The following is a 16341-nucleotide window of genomic DNA, read 5'->3' on the forward strand; positions in this document are numbered from 1 at the left end:
GGCACCACCTGCGCGGCCTGACCGCGGCGGGCCGCCCCCCGCGACGGGAGGCGGCCCGCCGCTGTCAGGACAGGTCGGCCTCGGCCAGCAGCAGCGGCACCGCCTCCGGGTCGCGCAGCAGCGCGGCCACGGCCAGGCGGTCGTTCCACTGGCCCGTGGCCCAGGCCAGCCCGCGGGCCAGCCCGTCGACGCCGGTGCAGTGGACCGCGCCCTCGAAGAACCGCCACGTGCAGGCGACGCCGTCGACCAGCAGCTTCTCGTGCTCGACGTACGTCTCGGGCGCAGTGGGCAGCAGCGAGCGCACCTGCGGCGGCACCGCGCGCACCTGGCCCTGCGAGGTCACCTCACCGCTGGCCAGCTCACCGGCCAGCGGCAGGTCGAGCAGCTCCGACAGCGCCTCGGCCAGGTCGTAGGAGGCCAGCACCAGCGGCCGGTCGGTGACGAGCTGCAGCAGGTCGGGGGCCTCGACCACCACGGCGTCCTCGGCGGCGGCCACCACGATGTCGCCGCCGAGCACCGCGCGCACCCGCGCGGGCGGCTCGACCCGGGCCGGATCGACGGCGGCCAAAGCGATCCACAACGCCCGCAGCTGCGCCCGGTCGACCTCGATCGCCGGGTCGGCCATCAGCTCCAGCAGCTCCTCGGGGCCGCCGTGGGCGGCCAGCAGCTCGGCGAGCGTGGTGCGTACGCCGAGCATCGACAGCGCCGCCGCGTCGAGCCCGGCCGGCGCGTCGGCGTAGAGGCCCTGCAGCAGCGGGTCGGCGCCGGGCAGCCGCAGCTCAAGCGGCTTGCGGCCGCCGAGCACCGGATGGTTGGCCAGCCACCACGCTGTGTAGGAGGGCACCTCCACGCCCTCGACGCGCAGCGGGTGCAGCGCGGCCCGCAGCGGCGGCCGGGTCAGCAGCGGCAGCGCGGCTTCCCAGTCGGCCACCAGCTCAAGGTCGCGCACCGCCGCGAACTCGGCCACCACCGGCGGCACCGCGAGGTCGGGCAGCAGGTCGAGCACGTGGTCGAGCCAGTCGGTCTCGCCGTCGAGGTCGTGGTCGCAGTCGTCGGGGTCGAGCAGCACGTCGGAGTCGTGGGCGACGGCGAACCCGTCGAGCACGCCCGCCGCCGCCAGCACCCGCGCCCCGTAGGTCTCCTCCAGCTCGGGCGCGGCCACGCCGAGGTGGGTGTCGGGGGCCAGCAGCCCGGCCAGGGCGCCGTCGGCGAGCATCAGCTCACCGGCCGCGTAGAGCTCGCCGTCGGCGCCGCGCAGCGCCAGCTCGGCCAGCCACGGCGCCTCGCCGGGAACCAGCCCGGACGCCGCCACCAGCGACAACACCGCCTGCGCGACCGGCTCTGGGTCGGCGCTGTCGAGGGACTGCGCGACGGCCGCCTTGGTCAGCGGGTCTTCGAGCACCGTGCGCGGGGTGGCCTCGGCGGCGCCCAGCCGCAGCAGCGCCGGATGGGCCGCCTCCGGATGCACGATGCGCAGCCCGAGCGGGGTGAGGTCGAGGTCGGCGCCGCCGTCGGTGAGGATCAGCGTGCCGCGCGGGCCGCGCACCACGCGGCCGTCGGTCAGCGGCACCGGCAGCGCGCCCAGCGACTCGGGGTCGTCGGCGGGCAGCACCGCGTACAGGGAGCGCCACCAGGACGGCTCACGCGCCTCCACGGCCTCCCCGGACAGCAGGTCGACCACGTCGGCCAGCTCCACCCGGCGCACGCCCAGGGCGACCATGGCCGGATGCCTGGCCGGCCACCCGGCGGGCAGCAACCCCGGCACGAAGTCGGCCACGGTGTCGAGCAGCTCGGCGGTGGCTCCGGCCACGACGGCCGCCTCCCGGCCCGCGACCACCCAGCCGTCGCCCTCGGGCTCGCGCGCCGGATGCTCGACCCGCCACTCGGCGTCGGGCTCGTAGACCTCGGCCTCGGCGAAGGACGGCGTCTGGACCGCGGGCGCGGGCGCCGACAACGCGGGCAGCAGCGGCGCGGACGGCAGGCGTTCGAGCACGGCCCGCCGGACGCGCGCGTCGAGCTCGCCCTTGCCCATGAGCGACGGCACCAGGTCGAGCAGCCTGGACGTGCGAGGCAGCTCGCCCAGCAGCCGGACGTAGGCGTCGGCCACCCGCTCGACCAGGAAGTCGGTGAGCGGCCCCTTGGCGACGTGCCGCCGGTCGGTGGCCATCGGGAAGGACGCGATCAGCAGCGCGGGCAGGTCGATGGGCTCGTCGCTCGGCGTCGGGGCGTGCACGACGGGCGGCACGGCGGCGGGCAGCGGGCCGGGCTCGCCGGTGCCGGTGACGGGCACCGCCCAGCGCAGCGACCAGAAGGGCCGCGCCCGCTCCTCGGTGGGCCGGTCGGCGAACAGCCTGGCGACCTCGTCGGGGGTGAACTCGCCGGAGTCCGACACGACGTGCCAGCCGTCGGCCACGACCGTGCGGGTGGCGCCGTCGAGGTCGATCTCGATGGCCTCCAGCGCGGGCAGGCCGAGCAGCAGCGCCGGGCTGGTCTCGGCCAGCATGACGCGGACGGCGTCGACCGCCGCGGCGTCGCGCAGCGGCAGCCGGACGAGCGTGTCGAACCCGCCCGGCACCTCCAGCGGCGGCGCGTCGAACGGCAGCCTGAGCAGCGGCACGTGGCCCGCCCGGTCGGCCAGCTCGCCCGCCAGCACGGGGATGCCCGCGACCAGCTCGGACGTGCCGGCCCGCGACCAGCGCACCGAGCCGCCGCCGCGCGAGCCGATGGCCGGCTCGTCGCAGACGGAGACGACGGCCGCGAAGCCCACGCCGAACCGGCCGGCCGCGCCGATCTCGTCGCGCTTGCCCGACACGCGCAACGTGGACAGGCCCTCCACGCCGGTCGCGTCGAGCGGTGCGCCGGTGTTGGCGGCCGTCAGCACGTCGCCGCGCAACGTCAGCCGCAACACCCCTGGCACCCCCGCGCGCAGCGCCGCGTCGGCGGCGTTCTGGGCGAGCTCGACGATCAGCCGGTCGCGGTAGCCGCCGAGCGCGAAGTCCTCCTCGGCGTTGGCGTCCTCGCGGAAGCGGGCGGGCGAGGCCGTCCAGGCGGAGAGGACGGCGGCTCGCATCCGGTCAGTGCCAAAGGTGTCGGTCATCGATCACGATCCTGGTCGAGTGAAGAGGGGCCAGGGTAGGTTAGCCCCCCTGACCGACGAAACCGCCGTGCTCGCGCTCGCGCCCGTGCTCCGGTCAGGAGTGGCCGAGCTCCTCGGTGGCGGATCCGTCCACCGAGCCCTCTTCCTCCTCGATCAGGTCGTAACCCAGGTCGTCGAGGATCGGGATGGCCTGCTCGACCGGCGGGGGCAGCACGGCCGCCTCCGAGTGGGCGCCGCAGCCGTGGTCGGCGGCGACGACCTTGCCGTCGTCGGGGGCGTACTCGTTGGCGCAGACGCCGAACGACAGCCGCAGCTCACCGGAGAGCAGCCAGTAGAACCCGCAGGTGGAACACTGCGCGGGCGCGGCGTGTGCGATCGGAGTGTGCGGCCCGTGCTCGCCCGCGTGCCAGCGTCTGGCAGCCCGGTCTCTGCCGATGGCCGAGAGCACACGGGCTCGGCCCAGGCCGTACTCGAAAACCATCTGACGGTCGGCATCTTCGTCGAGCTCGGTGAAACCGGGCGCCAGCCTGTCGTCGTCGTCGGGGGACGGCAGCAGGTCGCCGACGCCCAGGTCGCCCGGCCGCAGCCGCTCGCTCCACGGCAGCCACTCGGGGGCGAGCAGCGCCCCGGAGCCGGGCAGCAGCACGGCCTCGCTGACCGTGACGTTCTTCGCGCGCGAGGCGCGGGTGACCGTGACGGCCCACCGCCAGCCGCGATAGGCCCGATCGAGGCAGGCGAAGTAGTGGGTGACGATCCGGTCGCCCTCGCTCTCGAAGCCGAGGTGCTCGCCGGCCTCGCCCGGGTGCGCCAGCTCCTGCGCCGCGGCGCGCGCCAGATCGACTGCGGCGACGCAGGCCTGGTCGGGAGCGGGGACGCGGGCCCGGGTGCGGCTCATCGGGCCGCCTCCGCCTGAAGGTGCTGTTCGCTCACACTTCATTCTCACCCATAGGCGGACCTGGCAGACCCACAACCGCCGATCCGAAGCTGAGAAGAGGGGTGAATCGGGTAAGACTGGTAGGCGTGGGGGGTGGCTGGGAGCAGGCTCGGGACATCTCGCGGCGGATGGGCCAGGCCATCGGCGGCGCGGGACGCGCCGGCGTGCGCGCGGGCCGGGCCACCGCGAGCGGCACCGTCCGGGCCGGCCGGGCCACGGCCCGGGGCGCCCGCAGGGCGGGCAGGGCGACCAGGAAGCTGACGTACGCGGGCGGCGCGGGCCGTACCGGGCTCGGCCGGCTGATCGAGCTGTCGGCCGGCAACAGCGCCGCCGACGCGCTGGTCACGGTGGCCCTGGCCAGCACGGTGTTCTTCGGCGTGCCGGTCGGCGAGGCGCGCGGGTCGGTCGCGCTCTACCTGGTCATCACGATGTTGCCGTTCGGGCTGCTCGCGCCGTTCGTGGGGCCGATCCTCGACCGGTTCAGGTCGGGGCGCCGCTACGTGATGGCCGGCACGCTGTTCGGCCGGGGGCTGCTCTGCTTCGCCATGGCCGCCGCCGTGGGGGCGGGCGACCTGCCGACGCTGTTCATCGGCGCGCTGGGCGTGCTGGTGTTGTCGAAGGCGTACAACGTGTCCAGGGCGGCGATCATGCCGAGCGTGCTGCCCGCCGACATCACCCTGGTCTCGGCCAACGCGCGGGTGGCGCTGTTCACGCTGGTGGCGGCCGGGGTGGCGGTGCCGGTCGGGGCGGGCCTGACCGCGTGGCTGGGCAGCGCCGTGGTGCTGCGCGTGGCCATGCCGGCCTTCCTGCTGCTCGGCGTCGCCGCCGTACGCCTGCCACGGCACGTCGACTCGCCCGACCAGGAGGAGGAGGGCGTGGCGCCGCGCTGGCGCACCCTGCTCAAGGTGGGCCCGGCCGTGGCCGAGGCGGTCTGGGCGAACGTGGCGCTCCGGATCTTCTCCGGTTTCCTGGTGTTCTTCCTGCTCTTCCTGGTCCAGGACAAAGCTGTGCCGTGGCTGGCCGCGCCGGCGGCGGCCGCCTCGTTCTTCGACGTGCCGAGGACGATCGCGCTGCTCGCCCTGGCCGCCGGGCTGGGCGGCCTGGCCGGGGCCGCGGTCGCCAACTGGACGCGCAACCACTCCCCCCAGGTGATCGTGCTGGTCACGCTGGCGGTGACGGCCGCGACCACGACCGCCACGGCCGTCCTGTTCGGCCTGTGGACCGCGCTGGCGGTCTCGCTGGTCACCGCGTTCGCCCAGGAGCTGGGCAAGCTCGCGCTCGACGCGATCGTGCAGCGGGAGATCGGCGAGGAGGTGCGCTCGTCCACGTTCGGGGTGGTGGAGGCGGTGCTGCAGTTCGCCTGGGTGTTCGGCGGCCTGCTCGGGCTGGTGTTGTCGCTGACCCGCAGCTCCCTGGCCGGCTTCGTCGCGCCGGCGGTCGCGCTGACCGGCGCGCTCGGCTGGCTGCTGGTCACCAGGCGGGGACGGGTGCGGGCGGCCGAGGCCAAGCTGGCCAGGCAGCGGGCCGAGGACCCCGATCAGCAACGGACCGAGACCCTCGACCGCACCAAACCCCTGACGAACCCGGGCGGCGGTTAGGCGTCGAGGTCGTCCGCGACGGCCCTGAGCACCTGGGCGATCTTCTTGGCGTGCGCCGCCTCGGGGTGCTTGCCCCGCTGGTAGGAGGTGGAGACGCCGTCGAGCAGCTTGATCAGGTCTTCGACGATGACGACCATCTCGTCGGGCGTCTTCCGCTTGCCCTTGGGCTTCGTCTTGGCCAGGGTCGGCGGCTGGTCCAGGATGCGGACCGACAGCGCCTGCTGGCCCCGGCGGCCCTCGGCCACACCGAACTCCACCTTCTGGCCTGGTTTGAGCGGGCCGGCGTTTGTGGGAAGCGCGGAGGAATGCACGAAGACCTCACCGCCGTCGTCACGGGTGAGGAAGCCGAAACCCTTGTCGGCGTCGTACCACTTGACCTTGCCACTCGGCACAGGAGGACCTCGTTCAAACAGTCGAAAAGGATGAATGGATGTAGGTTATGCCCCGAAGCGCGCGGAGGCGACCGGGAAAATGCCCGGCAATTACCGTAGTTCGTCGCGCGCACGCCATCCGGCGAACCAGTCGGCGAATTCGGTCAGGTCGGCGAGCGCCACATCGGCTCCGTGCTCACGCAGCTCTCCCACCGTGTAAGGGCCCGTCGCGACGGTCACGCTCATGGCGCCGCCCGCGCGTGCCGCCTCGATGTCGGCGACATGGTCACCAACATAAGCCGCCGCGCCGAAGCGCGCGAGTGCCGTTCCCTTGGCGGCTCCGAACACCGATCCGACCACTTCGTCCACGGCCAGCCCGAGCAGTTCGACGGTGCCGGCGGCGTCGCGCGGGTTCTTGCCCGTCACCACGATCACCCGGCCGCCGCGGGCCCGTACGGCGGCGATGGCCTCGTACGCGCCCGCCATCGCGGTGTGCACCGGAACGCCCACCGCGGGATAGATCTCCCGGAACAGCTCGGCGGCCGCGGGAATGGCCTCCGCCGGCATCCAGTTGGCCAGCTCGTACTCCAGCGGCGGCCCCAGCCGGGTGACGATCTCACCGCTGTCGATGTGCACGCCCAAACGGCTTGACAGCTCGTCGTAAACGGCCGCGATGCCTGATCGCGTGTCGGCCAATGTCATGTCCAGGTCGAAACCCACTGAGGTAGTCACCCGTGCAGGATGCCAAACGCCGCATCCACGTCGGTAACGACCCTTGTTGTGGGACTCTGGGAATGGGCAGAAAGGAATTACTTATCGGAGAGGAGCGACCGTGTCAGAGACCCCCCGCACGCCCGGCGCGGAAGACCGGCTCGTCGCCGCCGCTCCCCGTCCCCATCGGCCCGCCCGGCCGCGCGGCACGCCGGTGACGGCCCGGCGGCGGGTCGTGTCGCTCGTGGCGTACGCGGTGCGGCTCGCGTCCAGGCTGGCGGCGCTCTCCTTGGCGCTGCACGGCGTCTTCACGGTGTTCCGGGCCAATCCGGCCAACGGCTGGTACCAGCTCGTCGAGTCGCTGGCCTCTGGGCTCTCGCTGGGCCTGGCCGACCTGTTCCAGCTCGCCGACCCGCGCTGGACCACGCTCGTCAACGACGGGCTGGCCGCGCTGGTGTGGCTCGTGGCCGGTTCGGCGCTGGCGGGCCTGGTCAGGCGCACCGCGCCCTGACGACTACTCTCGTTGCGGAGGTATCTGCACAGACATGACCAGATCGACCCGTGAGCGGATCATCGACGAGGCCCTGCGGCTGTTCGCCGAGCGTGGCTACGCCGCCACCTCCGTGGCCGAGATCGAGGCCGCCTCAGGGCTCTCCCCCGGCGCGGGCGGGCTCTACAGGCACTTCAAGTCCAAGTACGAGGTGCTCGCGGCGGCGATCAACGAGCATGCCGCCCGTACCAGGAGCCAGGTCGCCGAGAGCCTGGCCGAGCTGAGCACCATGGAGGCCGCCGCCGGCCTGGAGGACCGCCTGTCGCTGCTGTGCCGGGCGGGCCTGGCCAAGGTGCGGGAGGAGTCGGAGCTCACCCGGGTGTTCTTCCGGGACCTGAGCCAGTTCCCCGAGCTGGTCGCGGTGGTCCGCGAGGGGCTGCTGCAGCCCATGTTCGACGCGATCACCACCTGGTTCCGCGCCCAGCCCGAGTACGCCGACGCCAAGGTCGACTGGACGGGCATCGCCGCGGTGCTCGGCGGCTCGGTGGTCCACTACCGGCTGTTCCAGGAGACCGTGGGCGAGATGCCGGGCCACGCGGAGAAGGACCAGTTCGTCGCCGCCTGGGTACGTCTGGCCGTCGGACTGCTCCCCAGCCCCGCGCCGGTCAGCTGACGTCGAGCAGCCGGTAGGCCAGCCAGGCGACGCCCAGGGCCGTCCCGATCATGAACATGACCCCGCTGACCTCGAAGAACCGGACGACGAACGCCGCCGGCCCCGCCTCGGCCGCCTGGAACCCCCCGACGAGCACGCCGCCGACCGTGTAGCCGAACAGCGGCGCCCCGGCCCCGGCCAGCTTGTCGCCCGCCGTCCACGTGTCGCTGAACAGCACGGCCGCCGCCCCCGCCGCCCACACCAGCACCGGCACCTGGAAGATCGCCACGGCCGGCAGCCCCACCGGCACCAGCAGCGCGGCCAGCGCCAGCACCACGAGGGCGGCGAGGTCGCGCGGCCGCCCCCTGACCACGCTCCCGACGCCCCTGCGGCCGGTCGCCGCCGGACCGGTCGCCGCCGGACCGGTCGCGGCCAGGCGGCGGGCCTCGCGTTCCACCAGGGCCACCGGGTCGCCGAAGCGCGTCAGCACCTTGGCGACGTCCCGGGCGTCCTGGCTGCCCCGCCGCTCCGCCTCGATCCTGGCCCGCAGCCGCCGGGCGAAGTCGAGCCGCTGGTCGGGCCTGAGCACGCCGTGCGCCGCGTCGGCCGCCCTGCTGACGTAGTTCAGCACCATTTGGTCCGCGCGCTCTATCACGTCTGGCAATGCTGCCCCGATCAGGCGGGACATACCATGGCAACGATGGAGTTCACGGAGTGGATCAGGGGGCGCACCGACGAACAGCTTCGGGCGCTCGTCTCCGCGCGGCCTGAGTTGATCACTCCGGTGCCCGCGCATCTGGAAGGGCTGGCCGCGCGGGCCGCCAGCCCTTCGGCGATCGGCAGGGTGCTCGACCGGCTCGACCGGTTCACGCTGGCCGTCGTCGAGACGCTGGCCGTACAGGACGGGCCGGTGACGAAGGCGGCGCTGCGCGGCCTGATCGGGCGGGCGCTGGCGGCGGGCAGGCCCGAGCCCGCGCTGACCGCGGCCCTCGACCGGCTGCGTGACCTGGCGCTGGTCTTCGGCCCCGACAACGCGCTCGACCTCGGGCCGGGCGTGCGCAAGGTCCTGGAGGAGCCCGCCGGGCTCGGCCCCAGGGTCGTCGACGTGTTCCGGCACCACCCGCCCGAGCAGCTCGACGAGATGGCCGACGACGTCGCCCCCGGCACCGACGGGCCCGGCAAGGAGCGGCTGGCCGCCGCCCTGTCCGCGCCCGAGGCCCTGGTGGCGGCGGTCTCGCCCGAGGCCAGGGGCGCGCTCGACCAGCTCGTGTGGGGGCCGCCGACCGGACGGGTGCCCAATGCCAGGCGCGAGGTGCGCGTGGCCTCGGCCCGTTCGCCCATCGAGGAGCTGCTGGCGCGCGGGCTGCTCGCGGCCACCGGCGAGGAGAGCGTGACGCTGCCCCGCGAGGTGGGCCTGCACCTGCGCGGCGGGCGCGTCCACCGCGACCTGCTCGCCGTGCCGCCCGCGCTGGGCGGGGCCGCGCGCGACCGCCAGCTGGCCGACCGTACGGCGGCGGGCCAGGCGTTCTCGTTCGTCAGGTCCGTGGAGGAGCTGTGCGAGCGGTGGAGCATCGATCCGCCGGGGGTGCTGCGCACCGGCGGGCTCGGCGTACGCGACATGAAGCGCACCGCGACCGACCTCGACCTGCCCGAATGGGCGGCGGCGCTGGTCGTCGAGGTGGCGCACGCGGCGGGGCTGGTCGCCGCGGGCGGCGGCGTCGACGGCGAGTGGCTGCCGACCTCCGGCTACGACCTGTGGCGGGTCAGGGCCACCGCCGACCGCTGGGTGACGCTCGCCGCGACCTGGCTGCACATGGACCGCGTGCCCGGCCTGGTCGGCGAGCGCGACGACCGCGACCGGCCGCTCAACGCCCTGCACACCGACCTGCGCCGGGCCTCCGCGCCGGGGGTGCGCACGGCGGCCCTCGGCGTGCTGGCCGCCGCGCCGGGCCTCGCGCCCGACCGCGACTCGGTGCTCGAACGCCTGGCCTGGGAGCAGCCGCGCCGGCGCGGGCCGCTGCGCGAGCAGCTCACCGAGTTCGCGCTGCGCGAGGCCGAGCAGATCGGCGTGACCGGGCTCGGCACGCTGTCCGGCCACGGACGGGCGCTGCTCGACGGCGGCGACGCGGCCGGCCTGCTCGCGCCGCTGCTGCCCGAGCCGGTCGACCACGTGCTGCTGCAGGCCGACCTCACCGCCGTCGCCCCCGGGCCGCTGACCAGCGAGCTCAACCGCTGGATGACGCTCACCGCCGACGTCGAGTCCAAGGGCGGGGCGACCGTCTACCGGTTCGGCGAGGGCTCGATCCGGCGGGCGCTCGACGCCGGGCACGGCGGCGAGGAGCTGCTGGCGATGCTGGCCCGCCATTCGGCCACGCCGGTGCCGCAGGCCCTGTCGTACCTGGTGACGGACGTGGCCCGGCGGCACGGCCGGATCCGGGTGGGCACGGCCAGTGCCTACGTCCGGTGCGACGATCCGGCGCTGCTCGACCAGATCACCGCCGACCGCCGTGCCGCCGCGCTGCGCCTGCGCCGGCTGGCCCCCACGGTGATCGCCTCGCGCTCGTCCAGGGCTGCGCTGGTGGACTCGCTGCGGGCCATGGGGTACGCGCCGGTCGCCGAGTCACTCGACGGCGACGTGATCATCTCCCAGCTCGACAGCAGACGCACCGAGGGGGTGGCGCCCGTACGCGCCGTGGCCTCGGTCAGCGGGCTCGATCCCGAGGTGGCCTCGGCGGCCGTCCGCGCGCTGCGCGCGGGCGACGCGGCTCACCTGGCGCGGCGCGAGCCGGTAGACGCCCCGGGCGGCGCGGTGCCCCGGGGCCCCGCCACCGCCACGATCTCGGCCCTCCAGGACGCCATCAAGCAGGGCGTACGGGTGTGGATCGGTTACCTCGACTCGCAGGGCAACGCCACCTCGCGCATCCTGGAGCCGGCCCGGATGGAGGGCGGCTACCTGACCGCGTACGACGAGACCAGGGCGGCCGTCCACCGCTTCGCCCTCCATCGCATCACCGGCGTCGCCGGCCTCTGATCCGCCTTCCCGGCCCGCGCCCGGGTCAGGGGTGGTGGGTGAGCGCGTGGGCCGCGAGCCGGGCCGCGGGGCCGTCCCCGGCGGCCAGGCGGCGCAGGTGGGCCGCCGCGTCGGCCGGGTAGCGCAGGGACAGCCCGCCGCACAGCCCGGCGACCGCCGCGGCCGCCCGCGGGTCGGCCGGGTCGCGGGCCCAGGTGAGCGCCAGGCGCAGGGCCTCGGGGGCGAGGGCGTCGTCGGCGCACATGTACGACAGCGCACCGCCCGCCGCCAGCCGTTCGCCCGCCCGCCCCCGGGCCCACACCTCCAGGAACTCCTGCCGCGCCTCCCTGAACGACCAGGCGGCCAGCAACGCCACGCCCTCGGCCGCCCGCGCGCGCACGTCGTCCCCCTGGAGGGCCAGCGAGCGCACCCACTCGCGCAGCGGCTGCCACAGCCAGTAGCCGTACCGGGCGACCAGCTCGCCGAGCACCTGGGCGCGGTGGTCCGGAACGCGGAAGACGACCAGACCGTCGTGCACGGCGATCAGCGGGTGCGGCGCGCCGGTCGGCCCCGGCCCCGGCTCGTGGGTCTCCCGGCTCCGCTCGAACGCGGCCAGCCGGCGGGCGAACTCCGGCTCGGGCAGCCCGTGCGCGAACGCGAGCGCCGCCACCGCCCGCACCTCGCGCATCGGCGGCTTGGTGTCGAACCAGGCGGCCACCTCCTCGCCCGCGGGCTCGTCGTCCCGCACCAGGCGCGTGGCCAGGCGGACGACCTCGGCGGGCGTGCGCAGCGCCAGCGCGCGGACCCGGGCCGTGGCGGCCCCGGCCGGGGCGCTCCGGCCGCCGAACGCGCTCAGGTACAGGTCGAACAGCTCGCCGGGGTCGGGCGCGCACCACGGCTGCTCCACCTCGACCGCCTGCGACGGGACGCCGTTCCGGGTGATCACCAGGTACGACCCCAGCTCGGCGAGCTTGCGGGCCAGGTCGAGCAGCTCGCCGGGGTCGGTGCTCCCGGCGATCCAGTCGTGCAGCAGGTACGCCCGCCCCGGCCCGTACTCGGTCCTGGCGAGCAGGTCGGCGGCGCTGCCGGCCGGCGAGAGCACGGTGATCCTGCCCTCGGCCAGCGACATGCGCGACAGCAGGGCGATGGCGCCGAGCCGCTTGCCCATGTCCGCCTCCCCCACCAGGACGAGCAGATGCCGCATGGACAGCCGGCGCACCGCGTCGGCGAAGCCGGCGGGCTCCAGGTAGGAGCGCAGCAGGCTGTCGGCCGCGCGCCGGTCGAGGTCGCGGGCCACCGGGACGACCAGAGGCCGGAGCTGCTCGTTGACGGCGGTGACAAGCTCGGTGAGCGTTTTGTCGTCGAGGTCGCTCTCGCCTGCTTCAGGCGTGTCGATCACGAAGTCACCTCGGGCCTGACTGGGACGTTGACTGTGGAAAATGTCTTTCGCGAACTTCTTTGTCCGGCGACTTGTTTCCCCGGCTTATGGATTGACCGTGCGCTGCCCGGCAGCCACCGTTCTGACCAGGCATTCCTCGCGAAGCTCGCGGCCACGGCCGCCGGCGCGCGCATGTCGATCATGTCCTCCATTGCTCTGGGCGACGGGCCGGTGACAAGAACCGCGACAGGCCATCTGGTAGCACGGAACCCTAGTTATCCCACCAATACACGATCTAGCGCCACCCGAAAACTCGAATGACCTTCTAGGCCGATATTGGACATTTACTCGGCATGAGAGCATCGTCCACAATCGCGAGTCAAGGGTGGACGTGAGAACGTTCAGGGTTGACTGCGCGCGGCGCCTCCGATCAGGTTGTGCATGTGACCGAGCAAACGCTGGGCCAGCTGGCCGAGGAGTCATGGAACCGCTTCGACGACCACGACTCGGTGTTCTACGAAGGGGTCTGGCACCGCAGCCACGCGCTGGCCGGACGCGCGCGCCGGATGTGCGGCGGGTTCGTCGAGGCCGGGGTCCGGCCGGGCGACCGGGTGGTCGTGATGATGGCGACCTCCCCCGAGGTCCCGATCGTCTACCAGGCGTTGTGGGCGGCGGGCGCGGTGGTGACGCCCGTGGTCTTCCTGGTGGGGGCCGAGGAGCTGCGGCACATCCTGCTCGACAGCGGCGCGGCCGCCGTCGTCACCTCGCCCGAGCTGGTGGAGACCGTACGGGCCGCCGCGGTGGACGTCCCGATACATGTGGACACGGCCGAGCTGGAGAGCGCCACCGAGCACGGACCGGTGCGCAGGGACCCCGGCGACCTGGCCGCGCTCATGTACACCGGCGGCACCACGGGCGTCGCGAAGGGGGTCATGCTGAGCCATCGCGGGCTCTGGCAGGTGGCCAAGGACGCGTACGAAATATCCCATCAAGAGGGGAAAAATCGTGCGATCGTGCCTGTGCCGCTCTCGCACGCGTACGGGTTGATCATCACCGTGGCCGGCCTGCACGCGACCGAGCCCCAGCAGGCCGTGCTCATGCGCTGGTTCGAGCCGGAGGCGTTCCTGCGACTGGCCGCCGAGCAGCGCGTCCAGTACGGCACCGTGGTGCCCGCCATGATCCACATGCTCCTGGCCCAGCCGCTGGAGTCGCACCCGCTCCCCGACCTGGCCTACCTGACCTGCGGCGCGGCGCCGCTGGGCCGGGAGGCGCTGCAGGAGTTCGAACGCCGGATGCCGGGCACCCAGATCCTGGAGGGCTACGGCCTGACCGAGACCAGCGCCGTCACCACCTTCAACCTGCCGGGCAGGCGCCGGCCGGGCAGCGTCGGCCTGCCGCTGGCCGGCTACACGATCACCATCCGCGACGCCGCGGGCGAGGCGGTGGAGTGCGGCGACGTCGGCGAGATCTGCGTCAGCGGCGACTCCCTGATGCTCGGCTACTGGGGCGAGCACGAACCCGACCCCGAGGGCACCGCGCTGGTCGGCGACGAGCTGCGCACCGGCGACATCGGCTGCGTGGACGACGACGGCTACCTCTACATCGTCGACCGCAAGAAGGACCTGATCATCCGCGGCGGCTTCAACGTCTTCCCGCGCGACGTCGAGGACGCGCTCAACCAGCACCCCGACGTGGTCATGTCGGGCGTCGTCGGCCGTCCCGACCCGCGGCTGGGCGAGGAGGTCGTGGCGTTCGTGCAGCTCAGACCGGGGGCCGAGGAGAACGCCGAGGAGCTCATCGAGTGGGCGCGCGACCGGGTCGGACGGGTGAAGTACCCGCGCGAGGTGCGTTTCGTCGAGTCGATCCCGGTCACCAGCGTGCTCAAGCTCGACAGGAAGGCCCTGCGCGGGCGGTTGTGACCGTCCGCGCACACCGGGTCGGGCGCGCCCGTATTCCGTGATAAACGTTGACCTGTCTGGAGGTGAACGTGAGTCAAGAAGATCCGTCCGGCTACCCGCAGCTGCCTTACGGGGCGCCCTACGGCGAGCAGCCGCCTCCGCAGTACGGCTACGGCTACGGCGTGCCGCCGCGGCGCGACGAGGGCCCGCAGGCCGCCGCGATCGTCGCCGTCGTGCTCAACTTCCTGTCCCTCGCCTCCTGCCTCAACGTGCTGGGGCTGCCCGGCGGCATCCTGGCCGCCGTGGCGCTGACGCGGGTCCGCGAGCAGCCGAGGAGCGCCCGTTCGCTGCTGGTCTGGAGCTGGGTGCTGTTCGGCGCCGGTTTCGTGCTGAACGTCGGGCTCTTCCTCTTCCTGGGCCTCACCGGCCGCCTGGACGACTGATCGATTACCCGTTCCGGGACTGTTCCTGCCGTCGTGTGTGTTGGATAAGGGTCAACCGTAGGAAGGGATGTCCGTGAACGACGGCCCGCTCATCGTCCAGTCGGACAAAACGCTGCTGCTCGAGGTCGACCACGAGAAGGCCGACGCGTGCCGCAAGGCGATCGCGCCGTTCGCCGAGCTCGAACGAGCGCCTGAACACGTCCACACCTACCGCGTCACGCCGCTCGCCCTGTGGAACGCGCGTGCCGCCGGCCACGACGCCGAGCAGGTCGTCGACGCGCTGATCGGCTTCAGCCGCTACCCGGTGCCGCACGCGCTGCTCGTCGACATCGCCGAGACCATGGCCCGCTACGGGCGCCTGCGCCTGGAGAAGGACCCGGCCAACGGGCTGGTCCTGACCTCGACCGACCGCGCGGTGCTCGAAGAGGTGCTGCGCTCGAAGAAGATCCAGCCGATGCTGGGCGAGCGCCTCGGCGCCGACTCGGTCATCGTGCACCCGAGCGACCGCGGCAACGTCAAGCAGGCGCTGCTCAAGCTGGGCTGGCCCGCCGAGGACCTGGCCGGCTACGTCGACGGCGAGGCCCACCCCATCAAGCTGCTCCAGGACGGCTGGGAGCTGCGCCCCTACCAGCGCGAGGCGGCCGACGCCTTCTGGCACGGCGGCTCCGGCGTGGTCGTGCTGCCCTGCGGCGCGGGCAAGACCATCGTGGGCGCGGCGGCCATGGCCCACGCCCAGGCCACCACGCTGATCATGGTGACCAACACGGTCAGCGCCCACCAGTGGAAGACCGAGCTGCTCAAGCGCACCTCGCTGACCGAGGACGAGATCGGCGAGTACTCCGGCAACAAGAAGGAGATCCGCCCGGTCACCATCGCCACGTACCAGGTGATGACGACCAGGCGGAAGGGCGTCTACAGCCACCTGGAGCTGTTCGACGCGCGCGACTGGGGCCTGATCGTCTACGACGAGGTCCACCTGCTGCCCGCGCCCATCTTCCGGATGACCGCCGACCTGCAGGCCCGCCGGCGGGTGGGCCTGACCGCGACGCTCGTGCGCGAGGACGGCCGCGAGGGCGACGTGTTCTCCCTCATCGGCCCCAAGCGCTACGACGCGCCGTGGAAGGAGATGGAGAACCAGGGCTGGATCGCGCCGGCCGACTGCGTCGAGGTGCGGGTCACGCTGACCGACGAGGAGCGCCTGGCGTACGCGATGGCCGAGGCCGAGGAGCGTTACCGCTACTGCGCCACCACGCCGTCCAAGACGTACGTGACCGAGGCGCTGGTCCGGCGGCATCTGGGCGAGCAGGTGCTGGTCATCGGCCAGTACATCGACCAGCTCGACGAGCTCGGCGAGCATCTCAACGCGCCGGTCATCAAGGGCGAGACCAGGGTCAAGGAGCGCGAGCGGCTCTACCAGGCGTTCCGCGACAAGGAGATCCAGGTCCTGGTGGTGTCGAAGGTGGCGAACTTCTCCATCGACCTGCCCGAGGCGGCCATCGCGATCCAGGTGTCCGGCACGTTCGGGTCGCGGCAGGAGGAGGCCCAGCGGCTCGGGCGGGTGCTGCGGCCCAAGGCCGACGGCGGTGGCGCCCGGTTCTACACGGTGGTCAGCAGGGACACCGTCGACCAGGAGTTCGCCGCCCACCGGCAGCGATTCCTGGCCGAGCAGGGATACGCCTACCAGATCATCGACGCCGACGACGTGCACGGCGAGGTGTGACCGGTTGAATGCCCGGCCGCTCGTTGCCTGAGCGGCCAG

General features: G+C 73.5%; 13 protein-coding genes. 7 read left to right on the plus strand and 6 right to left on the minus strand.

Features of this window, described 5'->3' with window-relative positions; all coding sequences use genetic code 11:
- Positions 1–64: 64 nt before the first annotated feature.
- Complete coding sequence (locus ACIBQ6_RS35470) at positions 65–3097, minus strand: sacsin N-terminal ATP-binding-like domain-containing protein (RefSeq protein WP_397217296.1); 3033 nt, start codon at positions 3095–3097, stop codon at positions 65–67.
- Between the two features lie 94 nt (positions 3098–3191).
- Positions 3192–3992: a DUF3027 domain-containing protein gene (locus ACIBQ6_RS35475; protein WP_358298764.1), complete on the minus strand. Its 801-nt coding sequence runs from the start codon at positions 3990–3992 to the stop codon at positions 3192–3194.
- A 125-nt stretch (positions 3993–4117) separates the two neighbouring features.
- Between ACIBQ6_RS35475 and ACIBQ6_RS35480 the strand changes: the two genes are divergently transcribed.
- A complete protein-coding gene (locus ACIBQ6_RS35480; protein WP_397217298.1) occupies positions 4118–5629 on the plus strand; it encodes an MFS transporter in 1512 nt (503 codons plus the stop codon).
- Here ACIBQ6_RS35480 and ACIBQ6_RS35485 read toward each other — a convergent pair.
- Both ACIBQ6_RS35485 and ACIBQ6_RS35490 read right to left on the minus strand, forming a co-directional pair.
- Positions 5626–6021 (minus strand): cold-shock protein, encoded by a 396-nt coding sequence (locus ACIBQ6_RS35485; RefSeq protein WP_352320910.1) that lies wholly within the window; start codon positions 6019–6021, stop codon positions 5626–5628. The genes ACIBQ6_RS35480 and ACIBQ6_RS35485 overlap by 4 nt on opposite strands.
- 90 nt (positions 6022–6111) lie before the next feature.
- Positions 6112–6720 (minus strand): HAD family hydrolase, encoded by a 609-nt coding sequence (locus tag ACIBQ6_RS35490; RefSeq protein WP_397161672.1) that lies wholly within the window; start codon positions 6718–6720, stop codon positions 6112–6114.
- A gap of 112 nt (positions 6721–6832) precedes the next feature.
- On the opposite strand from ACIBQ6_RS35490, the gene ACIBQ6_RS35495 reads away from it, so the two are divergent.
- Positions 6833–7222: a hypothetical protein gene (locus tag ACIBQ6_RS35495; RefSeq protein WP_397217300.1), complete on the plus strand. Its 390-nt coding sequence runs from the start codon at positions 6833–6835 to the stop codon at positions 7220–7222.
- 34 nt (positions 7223–7256) lie between these two features.
- Complete coding sequence (locus tag ACIBQ6_RS35500) at positions 7257–7874, plus strand: helix-turn-helix domain-containing protein (protein WP_357976178.1); 618 nt, start codon at positions 7257–7259, stop codon at positions 7872–7874.
- On the opposite strand, the gene ACIBQ6_RS35505 is transcribed toward ACIBQ6_RS35500, so the two are convergent.
- Positions 7867–8508: a hypothetical protein gene (locus ACIBQ6_RS35505; protein ID WP_397217302.1), complete on the minus strand. Its 642-nt coding sequence runs from the start codon at positions 8506–8508 to the stop codon at positions 7867–7869. The two genes, ACIBQ6_RS35500 and ACIBQ6_RS35505, sit on opposite strands and share 8 nt — an antisense overlap.
- A gap of 45 nt (positions 8509–8553) precedes the next feature.
- Here ACIBQ6_RS35505 and ACIBQ6_RS35510 point away from each other — a divergent pair, with 45 nt between their 5' ends.
- Positions 8554–10884, plus strand: a complete 2331-nt coding sequence (locus ACIBQ6_RS35510; protein ID WP_358298754.1) for a helicase-associated domain-containing protein — start codon at positions 8554–8556, stop codon at positions 10882–10884.
- 25 nt (positions 10885–10909) lie between these two features.
- Here the strand turns inward: ACIBQ6_RS35510 and ACIBQ6_RS35515 are convergent, their stop codons facing one another.
- A complete protein-coding gene (locus ACIBQ6_RS35515; protein ID WP_397217305.1) occupies positions 10910–12262 on the minus strand; it encodes a hypothetical protein in 1353 nt (450 codons plus the stop codon).
- A gap of 422 nt (positions 12263–12684) precedes the next feature.
- Here ACIBQ6_RS35515 and ACIBQ6_RS35520 point away from each other — a divergent pair, with 422 nt between their 5' ends.
- The 3 genes from ACIBQ6_RS35520 (at position 12685) to ACIBQ6_RS35530 (ending at position 16302) form a co-directional block, all read left to right on the plus strand.
- A complete protein-coding gene (locus tag ACIBQ6_RS35520) occupies positions 12685–14160 on the plus strand; it encodes an AMP-binding protein (RefSeq protein WP_397217307.1) in 1476 nt (491 codons plus the stop codon).
- A 68-nt stretch (positions 14161–14228) separates the two neighbouring features.
- Complete coding sequence (locus ACIBQ6_RS35525) at positions 14229–14582, plus strand: hypothetical protein (RefSeq protein WP_358298748.1); 354 nt, start codon at positions 14229–14231, stop codon at positions 14580–14582.
- A gap of 67 nt (positions 14583–14649) precedes the next feature.
- The gene (locus ACIBQ6_RS35530; protein ID WP_358298746.1) at positions 14650–16302 is read left to right on the plus strand and encodes a DNA repair helicase XPB; all 1653 of its coding nucleotides are present in this window, start codon (positions 14650–14652) and stop codon (positions 16300–16302) included.
- Positions 16303–16341: the final 39 nt, after the last annotated feature.

This window comes from Nonomuraea sp. NPDC049655, assembly GCF_044465465.1.
In the GTDB taxonomy this organism is placed as follows: domain Bacteria; phylum Actinomycetota; class Actinomycetes; order Streptosporangiales; family Streptosporangiaceae; genus Nonomuraea.